The following is a 13,855-nucleotide window of genomic DNA, read 5'->3' on the forward strand; positions in this document are numbered from 1 at the left end:
TGAAATATAAACGATGAATAATTAAAATTAAACGATATGATATTAATAGCAGACAGTGGCTCTACAAAAACCGATTGGTGTGTTGTAGAGAAAGGTAAACTCATCCAGCAAGTTTCTACGAAAGGTACCAACCCTTTCTTTCAGTCGGAAGAGGAGATCAGTAATGAAATTGCGACAGCGCTGCTGCCCCAGTTAACGACCAATGCCTTCGACGCTGTGTACTTTTATGGTGCCGGCTGTGGCTTCCCCGACAAAATTGCCATGGTACACCGTGCCATTATCCAGCATCTCCAGGTTTCGGGCGACGAAGTGGAAGTAAATACAGACATGCTTGCCGCCGCCCGCGGACTTTGCGGACACGAACCGGGCATAGCCTGCATCATGGGCACAGGTTCCAACTCGTGTTATTACGACGGCAAACATATTGGTGCCAACGTCTCCCCCCTGGGTTTCATCCTTGGCGACGAAGGTAGCGGTGCTTGCCTGGGCAAATTGCTGGTAGGTGATATTCTGAAGAATCAAATGACTCCGGAACTGAAAGAGAAGTTCCTCAAACAGTTCAATCTGGAACCGGCAGACATCATCGACCGTGTATACCGCAAACCATTCCCGAACCGCTTCTTGGCAAGCCTGTCTCCATTCCTCGCTCAGAATCTGGATGAGCCTTGTGTGCGCACGCTGGTGCTGAACAGTTTCAAGGCTTTCCTGAAAAGGAACGTCATGCAATACGATTATCAGCATAGCAAGGTACATTTCATCGGCTCCGTAGCATTCCATTATAAGGAGGTACTTGCCGAGGCCGCACAGGAAATGGGCATTCAAATAGGTACCATTCTCCAAAGCCCTATGGAAGGCCTGATTAGCTACCATAGCTAACCATCCCAGCCTCCATAAATCATAAATTATAAATCATAAATCTCATCATCATCATGGCATTCGTAAAGATATCAGAGCAACCTTCGCTCTACAACGACTTAGAAAAGAAATCTGTCCGCGAAATATTAGAGGACATCAACACAGAAGACCAGAAAGTGGCTTTGGCTGTTCAGAAAGCTATCCCACAGATTGAGAAACTGGTGACACAAATCGTTCCACGCATGAAGCAAGGCGGACGCATCTTTTATATGGGAGCAGGTACTAGCGGTCGCCTAGGTGTGCTGGATGCATCGGAAATTCCTCCAACATTCGGTATGCCTCCTACACTCGTCATCGGACTGATAGCAGGTGGTGATACAGCCCTGCGCAATCCGGTGGAAAATGCGGAGGACGATATGCGTCGCGGTTGGGAAGAGTTGGTTGAACGTAACATTACGGATAAAGATACCGTCATCGGCATTGCTGCTTCCGGCACGACTCCTTACGTTATCGGTGCCATGCAGAAAGCACGCGAGCACGGCATCCTTACAGGCTGCATCACCAGCAACCCCGACTCTCCGATGGCAGCAGAAGCAGATGTTCCCATCGAAATGATTGTAGGACCGGAGTACGTAACAGGCAGCTCACGCATGAAATCGGGTACGGGGCAGAAGATGATACTGAACATGATTACTACTTCTGTCATGATACAACTGGGCCGCGTGAAAGGTAATAAGATGGTGAACATGCAGCTGAGTAACCAGAAATTGGTAGACCGTGGTACCCGCATGATTGTAGAAGAACTGGGATTGGACTATGGAAAGGCAAAGGCACTGTTGCTAATGCATGGTTCAGTGAAAAAGGCAGTGGATGCTTATAGAGGAAAATAAATTCAAAAGAGCATTGATAATACCCTAATATTATGAAACTAATCCCCTCCTTCCTTTTCCTTACGTTGCTTGCTCTGCAAGCACCTGCACAATCCTTGCAACGTGTTGCCCCCGAACAAGTAGGCATGGATTCCCGCCATTTGCTATACGCTGACGAAGCGATAGAAACCGCCATCGCCAATAAAGACATTCCCGGTGCCGTGCTCGCTGTAGTGCGCAACGGGAAGATGGCTTACCTCAAAGCATACGGTAACAAGCGGGTATACCCTAACACCGAGCCTATGACCGTAAACACTATTTTCGATATGGCTTCATGCAGCAAACCCATGTCCACTGCCATCTGTACCCATATCCTGGCAGAACGTGGCAAGCTCCGCCTCCTGGACCCCGTCAGCCTCTACATCCCTGAATTTAAATCCTGGGTGAGCGAAGACGGAAAAGATAAGAAAATCATCCGTATCGCCGACCTGCTAACGCACACTTCCGGTCTCCCCCCTTATGCCCCAACCAGTGAATTGGAGAAACAATATGGCTCTCCCAGCCCCGACGGAATGATAGAGTACATAGCCAACTGCCGCCGCGACTTCAAGCCGCAGACCGATTTCCAATACAGTTGCCTTAACTACATCACCCTGCAACGCATCATCGAAACTGTCAGCGGACAATCTTTACGTGACTTCGCCCGCGAAAATCTTTTTGATGTATTAGGCATGGCCCATACCGACTATCTCCCCTGCAAGCGCGACAAGGATGGAAAATGGATAAACAGCGCCCTCCCCCACTGGGCAAAAACCGATCTCCACAGCACCGCCAATTGTCAACTGTCAACTGTCAATTGTCAATTGAAAAACGTCGCTCCTACCGAAAAGCAACCCGACGGCAGCGTCCTCTGCGGACAAGTACACGATCCACTCGCCCGCGTCATGAATGGTGGTATTTCCGGCAATGCCGGTGTATTCTCTTGTGCCGAAGACATAGCTGTCCTCTGCGCCGCCCTGCAAAACGGCGGAGAATGGAACGGACACCGCATCCTCAGCCCATTGGGAGTAAAAGCTATGCGTACCGTCCCTCGTGCCACCGCTACATTAGGACGCACTTTAGGATGGGATAACTTCACCGCCTACGCTTCCAATAACGGAGATTATTTTGGTCCGAATACCTACGGGCACACCGGATACACCGGTACTTCCATCATCATAGATCCGGACAACGACACTTCCGTCATCCTGCTTGTCAATGCCGTGCATCCCGAAGACGGTCACAGCATGGTTCGTCTGCGCTCTCTGGTAGCCAATGTTGTTGCAGCTTCTATCTATCCCACCCCACGTATTTATACGGACCATTACTATAAGCGCTTCCTGCAATTCATGGATGAACCTGCCATTACTTCCAAAGACATCGTCATGGTGGGCAACAGCCTTACAGAAGGTGGCGGTGACTGGAACGCCCGCCTCAACAAGAAAAACATCCGTAACCGTGGTATCATCGGTGATGAAGTTATGGGTATTTACGACCGACTGCACCAGATACTTCCGGGACACCCTAAGAAATTATTCCTCCTTGCCGGTGTCAACGACATCTCACACGACCTCACTGTGGACAGCATCGTCAGTATGATACGCATGACCGTAGAGCGCATTCAGCGTGAATCTCCCGATACGAGACTCTACCTGCAAAGTCTCCTGCCTTTCGATGAGAGCTTCGGACGTTACAAAAAGCTAACCGGAAAAACCGACATGGTTCCCGAAATCAATACACAACTGGAAATTTTAGCTAAAGATCACAAGATTACATTCATCAACCTCTTCCCGTTATTTACAGAGAAAGGCACGAATGTACTGCGCAAAGAGCTGACCAGCGATGGCTTGCACCTGAATGAAGAAGGATATAAAATTTGGGTGAAAGCGTTGAAAAAGAGAATGTAATGAGTGATTAGCGGTGAGTGATTAGTGGGTTGCACCGTTATTCCGCATAAGCCTTATTGCTAAACATTAATCACTCCCAACAATTCTCTCGTCTTATCCGCCAGGAACAAAGGTATATTCAGTAAATTCCCATCCTGCTTCAGATTCAACATTGAATACCGAATCCGACAAGCAGGTTGAAAGAGTTTCTCATACTGAATCAGACTTTTGCCCTGTATATTTTGATCTGCCTTTACCTCTATCGGATAGATCTGATTGATATACTGAAGCAGAAAATCCACCTCTGCCTTATTGCCTGAAGTCCAATAACGGAAAGGCATTTGAAACTGTGCCGTAAGACTTTGCAATATATAGTTTTCAGCCAGCGCTCCTTTATATTCTGTATAGGCAGGAGTAGGCAGCAATAGTATACTGGCATCCAATTCAGACAGCTTCCTCAACACCCCCAAATCCAATGTATAAAGTTTAAATGTGCCCAAATCATCATAAGCTTTCAATGGCAACTTAGGAGCCTTGCTAAGTAACACTTTATTAACAAGCCCTGCCTGCTCTAACCACAAAATTGCATCTTCATATTCCCTGGCACGTGCTCCCGGACGAACCAACTGATAAACAAACTTACGATTCTCTTTCGCCAACTGCGAAGGCAACGAATTCCAAACATAATTGATACGAGGAGCCAAAGTCGGAGTAGTATGTTTCACGAAATCCAGAGCATAATCATTCAGTATATCTTGAAGTGCAGAGTCCACTCTCTCCATATCATTAAAATCAACCATCAACGTGGCCGGTTCAGGCATACCACCACAAATGGAATAAGCAGTAAAAGACTCCCGCAACTTATCAAAAAAGATCTGTGGCAGTGGCTCTACCTTATCAATAGAATGCATATACTCATGCATAACCGGGTCTTTTGTCCTCAGGAACTCCGTAAAAGTGAGTGGATACATATAAAGATGATTCACTTTCCCCACCGGAAATGATTTACCCACATGATTCAGATAGATACCTAACAAAGAGCCCGCACACGCCACAGCATACTCTGGAGCTTCCTCACAGAAGTATTTCAATGCATTCAACGCCTCGTTGCACTCTTGAATTTCATCCAGAATCAATAAGGTTGTTTGAGGTTCTATCTTCTTTCCATGCAAAAAAGATAAGTGTTGAATAATTCGTTGAGGGTCTTTCGTTGTTCTGAAGACATCGCAAAGACCACTTTCATCCTTATCTAAACTGAAATAAGCAACATCGTCAAAATACTCCCTGCCAAAGTACTTCAAAGTCCACGTCTTACCTACCTGTCGTGCACCATGAACTACAAGCGGCTTTCTGTTAGTATCCGTTTTCCATGCTGCCAATTGCGAGATAATGTCTCTTTCAAACATAGCAAATCACATTTTTGATATCACAAAAGTGTATGTTTACACATTTTTGATATGAGTTTTGTGCAAATATACACATTTTCGGCAAAAGACCCTGCAATAGTAAAATATAAAACAAACGAAGGAGGCCTATCTAATCACAAGAAATAGATAGGCCTCCTGTATTTTTTAAAGAAGAAGTTAGTTTACTGAACCACCTCTGTCATTATTACATCAAAAGCTAATACTGAATAACCGGGAATCGATCCACTACCATCAGTTCCATACGCAGAACCCCATGGAACATAAACCATCCAGCGTTCTCCAACGCGCATATATTGCAGGAAAGTTCTCCACCCACTTGTCAGTGAAGAAGAGTTGATAGTAAACATAACAGTCCAGTCGAAATCTGTCGGCTCATTCTTTGGAGGATTAGGGATAGCCTGATCTATTGCACTATATCCCGTAAAACTTCCATCAAACTTAGTACCAGTAATCAGTGTACCATAATAATAAACATAAGCCGCCTCTGTAGCCATCGGACGTTGTCCATCCAGATTCTTCACAAGCTTTTTACAATATATATATTCCGGAGTCTGAAGAGTGCTGACAAATTCATTCTTAACATAGAATATTTCGCCTACCTCTACTTTATCCAACTTTTCCAAGTCCATAGGAACATAATTATCTCCCGCAACTACCTTGATAGAATCCAGAAACGCTTGGTTACGCTCCTGCCAGTTCGCATATTTCCCTTCCTCTTCCACTTCTTCGCAAGAGACAAACGCACCTGCCAAAATCAGCAGGAAAGGTAAAAATACTAAGAGTTTTTTATTCATTCAATTATTTTTTATTCTGTATTCTAACTTTCGAATTCCGGTACTTATTGCAACCCTTTCAGCAATGAAGTGATGCTGACACGGTCTGCAATGATGTTATTCAGTTCAGCAATAGCCACGCGTTCCTGTTGCATCGTATCACGATTACGCAGTGTCACGCAGTTATCTTCCAGAGTTTGGTGGTCAACAGTCACACAGTACGGAGTACCGATGGCATCCTGACGACGGTAACGTTTACCGATACTATCTTTTTCATCATACTGGCAGTGGAAGTGGAACTTCAATGAGTCGATGATCTCACGAGCCTTTTCAGGCAGACCGTCTTTCTTCACCAACGGCATTACGGCCAACTTCACAGGAGCCAGTGCGGCAGGCAATCTCAGCACTACGCGGCTTTCTCCACTTTCCAGTTGTTCTTCGCAATAAGAAGCAGACATGATGCTGAGGAACATACGGTCCACACCGATAGAAGTCTCGATAACATACGGAGTATAACTTTCATTTGTCTCAGGATCGAAGTACTTAATATTCTTACCTGAGAACTTCTCATGCTGAGACAAGTCAAAATTCGTACGGCTATGGATACCTTCCACTTCCTTGAAACCAAACGGCATCAGGAACTCAATATCTGTAGCAGCATTCGCATAGTGAGCCAACTTATCATGATCGTGGTAACGATAGTGGTCATCACCGAATCCCAATGCCTTATGCCATTTCAGGCGAATTTCCTTCCACTTCTTAAACCAGTCCAATTCAGTGCCCGGCTTCACGAAGAACTGCATTTCCATCTGTTCGAACTCACGCATACGGAAAATGAACTGACGGGCAACAATCTCGTTACGGAATGCCTTACCAATCTGTGCAATACCAAAAGGTATCTTCATACGGCCGGTCTTCTGTACATTCAGGTAGTTCACAAAGATACCCTGAGCTGTTTCAGGACGCAGGTAAATCTTCATGGCACCATCCGAAGTAGAACCCATCTCTGTAGAGAACATCAGGTTGAACTGACGAACTTCCGTCCAGTTCTTTGTACCGCTGATAGGGCAAACGATTTCTTCATCCACGATAATCTGGCGAAGCTCGTCAAGGTTATTATCATTCAGAGCCTTTGCAAAACGTTCGTGCAATGCGTCACGTTTAGCCTGGTGTTCCAGTACGCGACCGTTTGTGCTACGGAACTGTGCTTCATCAAAAGACTCTCCGAAACGCTTGGCAGCTTTGGCAACTTCTTTATTGATCTTATCGTCGTACTTTGCAAGTTGGTCTTCAATCAATACATCGGCACGATAACGCTTCTTGGAATCACGGTTGTCAATCAAAGGGTCATTGAATGCGTCTACGTGTCCGGAAGCCTTCCAGATGGTGGGGTGCATAAAGATAGCGGAGTCGATGCCGACAATATTTTCGTGCAGCAACACCATGCTCTGCCACCAGTATTGTTTAATGTTGTTTTTCAGTTCCACACCCATCTGACCGTAGTCATACACTGCTCCCAATCCATCGTAGATGTCGCTGGAGGGGAATACGAAACCGTATTCCTTACAGTGTGATACGAGTTTCTTAAAAACGTCTTCTTGTGCCATTTTTTTGTTATATCTATTAATTTTAATCCTGTTCTTTATTAAAAAGCGCCACAAAGATAGGGATTTATATCATAAGTCGGGCAGGTGGGGTATTAATTTATCTTATCGTAACAAACTCTCACTTTGCACTTCCGGCCCAATCTGTCCATCAAACAAATTGAGGATACGATGGATATATGAGGCCAAAATCCGTCTCATGGAATGATTCTTACCGTCCCACGAAGCAAGGTTGTCCCATCTCACGAGGCGGATTTCGTCGCATCACGAAACGAATTTCGTCATCTCGCGAGACAGTCTTACCCGAAGTTGGAGAAGAATCCATTGCCTCGTGAGATTGTTCCAGACAGCATTGCCCACCGAGTGGAGAAGTGCTTCGTCGGCGATAAGGCAGCTCATAGGACGGCTGCCTGAGACAGATGGCAGGAAAGAAACTACTGCCGGAAAAGGGAAAAATGACAGTATTGGCAGCAACATAGATATCACTGTGATTAACAGTAACAGCAACAGCAGATATTTCTTTTTCTTTTGCTGCTGTTGTTATTATATCTCTTATATTCTCTTTATGCTGTATGGAATTATCTGATAAAAAGCTGTTATTCTGACTATTGCAATTTATTTCAGATTCATTTTCATCGCGATTTTTATCCATTGCCTGCCTGTTTTTCGTCGAAATTCCGTCATTTTTGCCCGATTTTACATCATTGTCCGGGTACTTTTTGCCATTTTGCCCACTGTTTTTCGCAGTGTTTTTTGTCGGTTTCACCTCCACATCCTCTTCTTTTTTTTGCGGCCCTTCAACGTATTTCGTATTTAGCTGCACGGGTGAAAAATGATCGCCGACAATAGTGAACAACTGGAAATCCATAACGATCTTCATCATATAAGGATAAGTGAAATTACGGGTGGCAAAAGGTTTCAGGTATTTCATGTCCGCTTCCATATCGGGCAGAAAGCTCAGTTTCTCCAAAATATACCAATAAGTACCATAGGCCTTACCGCCCTCACGGGAAATCATATTCTGAATACGGGAATCATTGAAAGACATAATCTCATGCTTAAGGTAAAAGTGCTTATTCATATTCTGCTTAATTCTGTTTCAAATAATTTATCTTTTTGCTTTTACAAAGATCCGATTATTATTCCACTACACCAAAAACGGTTTTTCACGAAAAGGGCCGTTTTCTTACTATTTGAAATGCAGGAAATGAGATAGGAAACGGCTTGTTAACTGGACGAAAAGCGACAAGACATCACACTAATAATCAACATCTTACAACCAACACCTTCTTATTTCCATTCTCATTCATAAATTCTACAAGTAGATTCGGAAAATTGACAAAAGAACGAAATGCCGCCCACAAGCAGCCAAACGCCACATATTAGAGAAAAAACTCACATTTCAAATAGTGCGTTTTCGGCCATAAATGTCTTATTTGAAAAGCGTTTATTTATGATATAATAACACATTGAATACAAAAGAGAAAATCACACATGCAACATCTGATAAATGATAATTTATTATTCATCCGCAGATTGTAGCTTATGTACATCCAAGATGTACCTTTCTTTTCCAGATAATTAAAAAGTCTTCATTTGCAGATTTTCCCAAGAAATTTCGTATTTTTGCGTTCGACTGAAAAATTCAGTGATTATTCAGAATAGATATTCCCGAAATAGATATGAGCGAAGACTTTGAAGCACCGAAAGACGACTTGGAAAAGAACCTCCCGGAAGGGAACGAAGGACATTCGGATTATAAACCCGCTGACACGAAAGACGTAAAAGCAAAATACCAACTTAGCGGTATGTACCAGAATTGGTTTCTGGATTATGCTTCATACGTTATTCTGGAACGTGCCGTACCCCACATCAATGATGGTTTAAAGCCTGTGCAACGACGCATCTTGCACTCCATGAGGCGTATGGAAGATGGACGCTACAATAAAGTGGCAAACATCGTAGGACATACCATGCAGTTTCACCCACACGGTGATGCTTCCATCGGTGATGCATTGGTGCAGTTGGGACAAAAAGATTTGCTCGTAGATTGCCAAGGAAACTGGGGTAATATACTCACCGGCGACGGTGCGGCTGCTCCCCGTTACATCGAGGCACGTCTGTCTAAGTTCGCCCTCGATGTGGTCTTCAACCCTAAAACAACCGAATGGAAACTCTCCTACGACGGACGAAACAAGGAACCGGTAACTCTACCAGTGAAGTTCCCTTTGCTCCTGGCACAAGGGGTAGAAGGTATTGCCGTAGGTCTTTCTTCCAAAATACTTCCCCATAACTTCAATGAACTTTGCGATGCATCCATCCGCTATCTGCACGAGGAAGAGTTCAAGCTCTATCCGGACTTTCAGACTGGCGGTAGCATCGACGTTTCTAAATACAACGACGGTGAGCGCGGAGGTGCAGTGCGTGTACGTGCTAAAATCGAGAAAATCGACAACAAGACACTTGCCATCAAAGAAATTCCTTACGGTAAGACCGTAGCCAATGTTTGCGATTCCATTGTGAAAGCAAGCGAGAAAGGCAAGATCAAGATAAAGAAAGTAGAAGACCTCACGTCCGGGAATGTGGAGATACTTGTTCATCTTGCTCCCGGCGTTTCTTCGGACAAAACAATCGATGCCCTGTATGCTTTCACGGACTGCGAGGTAAGCATATCACCTAACTGTTGCGTCATCGACGATCAGAAACCCCACTTCCTCACCGTAAGCGATGTACTGAGAAAATCGGTAGACAATACCCTATCCTTGCTACGCCAGGAACTGGAAATACGCAAAGACGAAATACTGGAAAGTCTGCACTTTGCTTCACTGGAAAAGATCTTCATCGAAGAACGCATTTATAAAGACAAGGAATTTGAGCAAGCCAAGGATATGGATGCTGCTTGCGCACATATCGACGAACGTCTGACGCCTTATTATCCACGATTCATACGCGAAGTAACTAAGGAGGATATCCTCAAATTGATGGAGATAAAGATGGGACGTATCCTCAAGTTCAACTCTGACAAAGCGGAAGAACTCATTGCTCGTATGAAAGCGGACATAGAGGAAATAGACCATCATTTGGCAAATATCGTGGAATATACGGTAGACTGGTACTTAATGCTGAAAAACAAATACGGCAAGAATTTCCCACGCCGCACAGAATTGCGAAACTTCGACACCATCGAAGCAAGTAAAGTGGTGGAAGCCAACGAAAAACTATATATCAACCGTGAAGAAGGCTTCATCGGCACAGGTCTGAAGAAGGATGAATTCCTGTGTAACTGCTCAAGTCTTGATGATGTCATCATCTTCTTCCGGGACGGACGCTATCTGGTTACTCCCGTATCCGACAAGAAGTTCGTAGGCAAGAATATTCTCTATGCCAACGTTTTCAAGAAGAACGACAAGCGTACAATCTACAACGTTGTTTATCGCGACGGGAAAGAGGGTACACAGTATATCAAGCGGTTTGCCGTAACAAGCATCATCCGCGACCGTGAATATGACGTAACTCAAGGTACTCCCGATTCACGCATCACGTACTTCACGGCCAATCCTAACGGTGAAGCGGAAGTCATCAAAGTAACCCTGAAGCCCAATCCGCGCGTGCGCCGTATTATCTTTGAAGAAGATTTCAGCGACATCAGCATCAAGGGACGCCAGGCAAGAGGTAATATACTAACCAAGCTTCCGGTGCACAAGATTGCCCTGAAACAGCGTGGCGGATCAACACTGGGCGGACGGAAAGTATGGTTCGACCGCGACGTGCTCCGACTCAACTATGACGGACGAGGTGAATATCTGGGAGAATTCCAGAGTGAAGACAGCATCCTCGTAGTACATGATAACGGAGATTTCTACATCACCAACTTCGACCTTAGCAATCATTACGAGGCCAACATCCGGATATTGGAGAAATTTGACCCGAACAAGATATGGACCGCTGTGCTCTACGATGCAGACCAGCAGAATTTCCCATATATCAAACGTTTCTGCATGGAAGCAACCAACCGCAAGCAGAACTATCTGGGAGAGAACAAGAATAATCGCCTTATCCTGCTGACGGACGAATGTTATCCCCGCCTGGAAATTATATTCGGCGGACATGACAGTTTCCGCGAACCGATGATTATAGAAGCAGATGAATTTATTGCCGTAAAAGGTTTCAAGGCAAAAGGGAAACGCCTCACCACGTTCACGATGGAAACCGTCAATGAACTGGAACCAACACGGCAACCCGAAGTTCCTGAGGAAACGGAAGACCAGAATGAAGAAGAACCGGAAATACTGGACCCGGATCACGGCAAAAGTGAAGACGATATCCGGGACGAGATAACAGGACAGATGAAACTGTTCTAAGTGATTAACGGCTAATGATTAGTGATAAGCAACTCTATCAATGAAGCTAAATAAGATTGGTGTAATACTAATGGGATGCCTGCTTCTGGCAGGCGGAAGTATACAGGCGCAAAGTGTGGAAGACAGGGCGCTACAAGAATTAAGAGCGGACTCTTCGGCCCGGACACGTTTTGTAACCCGTGCCACCATGTATGGCGTCGGTTACACCAATGTGTACGACACTTACCTGTCACCGCAGGAATACAAAGGTATAGACTTCCGCATTTCACGCGAAAGTATGCGCATGACCAAGTGGATGAATGGCAATATATCCCTGCAAAGCTTTTTTCAGGCTGATTTGGGTTATACCCACAACCGTGTGGATAACAACAATACATTCTCCGGGCTTGCCAACTGGAATTACGGGTTGCATTACAACTTCCCGATTACTTCCAACTTCAAGTTGCTTGCCGGAGGGTTAATCGACCTCAACGGTGGCTTTGTCTACAATCTGCGCAATGGCAATAATCCGGCACAGGTACGCGCTTATATCAATCTGGATGCATCCGGAATGGCAATATGGGATTTACGGATCAAAAACTATCCCATCAGTCTGCGCTATCAGGTCAATCTTCCTTTTGCAGGCGTTATGTTCTGCCCGAATTACGGACAATCGTACTACGAGATATTTACGCTGGGCAACTGGGGCGGAGTGATAAACTTCACCTCCCTGCACAATCAGCCATCCCTGCGGCAAATGCTAACTGTTGATTTTCCGGTAGGAAGGGCAAAAATGCGCCTAGCTTATCTTTGGGATGCACAACAGGCAAAAGTAAATGACATAAGGATGCATACCTACTCGCACGTATTTATGGTAGGTTTTGTAAAAGAGTTGTTTCTCATTCGTGATAAGAAAAGAAAATAGAGTGATAAAACGACAGCGTGTTAAGGTGATAGAATAATGAAAATAAAAGAAATATATCATATTAAATTAAGGTGGCTTGGAATACTTTTCATGTTGCTGCCATTGTTTACAAGTTGCATTCGGGAAGAAGAGTTCAACAACTCTCCGCAAGGTAATTTCGAAGCCTTGTGGAAAATCATCGACGAGCAATATTGTTTCCTTGACTATAAACAGATAGACTGGAATGCCATTCATGACAAATACCAACCTCTCATAACTTCTAATATGCCCAACGATGGGTTATTTCAAGTCCTTGACAGTATGCTGGCGGAACTGAAGGATGGTCACGTCAATCTGTACAGTTCTTCGAATATGGGTCGCTATTGGGATTGGTACCTGGATTATCCACGCAACTTCAACGAGGGTATCATCGAACGGCAGTATCTTGGAAAGAATTACCGCATTGCCGGTGGCCTCAAATATAAAATCCTTGAAGACAACATTGGGTATATCTATTACGAATCATTCTCCAATGGCGTCGGCAACGGTAATCTGGACGAAGTTCTCTCCTACCTTGCTCCATGTAGCGGACTGATTTTCGATGTACGAAATAACGGCGGAGGTAATCTTACTTACTCTGAACGTATTGCCTCCCGCTTCACTAATGAAAAGGTATTGACGGGATACATCCAGCATAAGACAGGAAAGGGACACAGTGATTTCTCTGATCCTGAACCTATTTATCTGGAACCGTCCAACAGCATTCGTTGGCAGAAGAAGGTAATGCTTCTCACCAATCGCCACTCTTACAGTGCGACGAATGATTTCGTGAACGCTATGCGCTATTTTCCTAATGTCACTTTAGTAGGTGACAAAACCGGTGGTGGTTCAGGTTTGCCTTTTTCTTCGGAACTTCCTAACGGCTGGGGAGTACGTTTTTCTGCCAGTCCACATTTGGATGCCAAAAAGCAACATATCGAATTCGGCATTGATCCGGATGAGGAAGTAGATATGGCAAAAGAAGATGAAGACAAAGGGATAGATACGATCATTGAAAGGGCACGGGAACTCTTAAAAGTGGTTCAATAAATACTTTCTGCACCAAACTATTTGCTGAAAAGAAAAATCTTTCTATCTTTGCCGTCGCTTAACAAGAAA

10 protein-coding genes are annotated in these 13,855 nt (G+C 44.6%); 6 read left to right on the forward strand and 4 right to left on the reverse strand.

All coding sequences use genetic code 11. The features are described from left to right. The first annotated feature begins 36 nt into the window (after positions 1–36). From BACINT_RS03415 to BACINT_RS03425, 3 genes are read left to right on the forward strand one after another with little or no spacing between them, the layout of a single operon-like run. Positions 37–876: an ATPase gene (locus tag BACINT_RS03415; protein WP_007660616.1), complete on the forward strand. Its 840-nt coding sequence runs from the start codon at positions 37–39 to the stop codon at positions 874–876. 53 nt (positions 877–929) lie between these two features. Then, a complete protein-coding gene (gene murQ, locus BACINT_RS03420; RefSeq protein WP_007660617.1) occupies positions 930–1,745 on the forward strand; it encodes an N-acetylmuramic acid 6-phosphate etherase in 816 nt (271 codons plus the stop codon). A 32-nt stretch (positions 1,746–1,777) separates the two neighbouring features. Next, positions 1,778–3,670, forward strand: coding sequence for a serine hydrolase (locus BACINT_RS03425; protein WP_007660618.1), 1,893 nt, complete (start codon positions 1,778–1,780; stop codon positions 3,668–3,670). Between the two features lie 59 nt (positions 3,671–3,729). Here the strand turns inward: BACINT_RS03425 and BACINT_RS03430 are convergent, their stop codons facing one another. From BACINT_RS03430 to BACINT_RS03445, 4 genes are all read right to left on the reverse strand, one after another. Continuing rightward, positions 3,730–5,055, reverse strand: a complete 1,326-nt coding sequence (locus BACINT_RS03430; RefSeq protein WP_007660620.1) for an ATP-binding protein — start codon at positions 5,053–5,055, stop codon at positions 3,730–3,732. Between the two features lie 182 nt (positions 5,056–5,237). Further along, the gene (locus tag BACINT_RS03435; protein WP_007660622.1) at positions 5,238–5,870 is read right to left on the reverse strand and encodes an FKBP-type peptidyl-prolyl cis-trans isomerase; all 633 of its coding nucleotides are present in this window, start codon (positions 5,868–5,870) and stop codon (positions 5,238–5,240) included. 44 nt (positions 5,871–5,914) lie between these two features. Then, positions 5,915–7,456, reverse strand: coding sequence for a glycine--tRNA ligase (locus tag BACINT_RS03440; protein ID WP_007660624.1), 1,542 nt, complete (start codon positions 7,454–7,456; stop codon positions 5,915–5,917). Positions 7,457–7,664: 208 nt separating this feature from the next. Next, a complete protein-coding gene (locus BACINT_RS03445; protein WP_007660627.1) occupies positions 7,665–8,534 on the reverse strand; it encodes a DUF4373 domain-containing protein in 870 nt (289 codons plus the stop codon). Between the two features lie 601 nt (positions 8,535–9,135). Between BACINT_RS03445 and BACINT_RS03450 the strand changes: the two genes are divergently transcribed. From BACINT_RS03450 to BACINT_RS03460, 3 genes are read left to right on the forward strand one after another with little or no spacing between them, the layout of a single operon-like run. Beyond that, complete coding sequence (locus tag BACINT_RS03450; RefSeq protein WP_007660629.1) at positions 9,136–11,814, forward strand: DNA gyrase/topoisomerase IV subunit A; 2,679 nt, start codon at positions 9,136–9,138, stop codon at positions 11,812–11,814. 40 nt (positions 11,815–11,854) lie between these two features. Further along, positions 11,855–12,718, forward strand: a complete 864-nt coding sequence (locus BACINT_RS03455; RefSeq protein WP_007660632.1) for a DUF3316 domain-containing protein — start codon at positions 11,855–11,857, stop codon at positions 12,716–12,718. A gap of 36 nt (positions 12,719–12,754) precedes the next feature. Next, a complete protein-coding gene (locus tag BACINT_RS03460; RefSeq protein WP_007660634.1) occupies positions 12,755–13,786 on the forward strand; it encodes a S41 family peptidase in 1,032 nt (343 codons plus the stop codon). The last annotated feature ends 69 nt before the right edge of the window (positions 13,787–13,855 follow it).

This window comes from Bacteroides intestinalis DSM 17393 (assembly GCF_000172175.1).
GTDB classification, from domain to species: domain Bacteria; phylum Bacteroidota; class Bacteroidia; order Bacteroidales; family Bacteroidaceae; genus Bacteroides; species Bacteroides intestinalis.

Excerpts from the sequence above, each read along its gene's own strand:
- BACINT_RS03415 (WP_007660616.1), top strand. The coding sequence starts at position 37 with ATGATATTAATAGCAGACAGTGGCTCTACAAAAACCGATTGGTGTGTT.
- murQ (WP_007660617.1), top strand. The coding sequence starts at position 930 with ATGGCATTCGTAAAGATATCAGAGCAACCTTCGCTCTACAACGACTTA.
- BACINT_RS03425 (WP_007660618.1), top strand. The coding sequence starts at position 1,778 with ATGAAACTAATCCCCTCCTTCCTTTTCCTTACGTTGCTTGCTCTGCAA.
- BACINT_RS03430 (WP_007660620.1), bottom strand. The coding sequence starts at position 5,055 with ATGTTTGAAAGAGACATTATCTCGCAATTGGCAGCATGGAAAACGGAT.
- BACINT_RS03435 (WP_007660622.1), bottom strand. The coding sequence starts at position 5,870 with ATGAATAAAAAACTCTTAGTATTTTTACCTTTCCTGCTGATTTTGGCA.
- BACINT_RS03440 (WP_007660624.1), bottom strand. The coding sequence starts at position 7,456 with ATGGCACAAGAAGACGTTTTTAAGAAACTCGTATCACACTGTAAGGAA.
- BACINT_RS03445 (WP_007660627.1), bottom strand. The coding sequence starts at position 8,534 with ATGAATAAGCACTTTTACCTTAAGCATGAGATTATGTCTTTCAATGAT.
- BACINT_RS03450 (WP_007660629.1), top strand. The coding sequence starts at position 9,136 with ATGAGCGAAGACTTTGAAGCACCGAAAGACGACTTGGAAAAGAACCTC.
- BACINT_RS03455 (WP_007660632.1), top strand. The coding sequence starts at position 11,855 with ATGAAGCTAAATAAGATTGGTGTAATACTAATGGGATGCCTGCTTCTG.
- BACINT_RS03460 (WP_007660634.1), top strand. The coding sequence starts at position 12,755 with ATGAAAATAAAAGAAATATATCATATTAAATTAAGGTGGCTTGGAATA.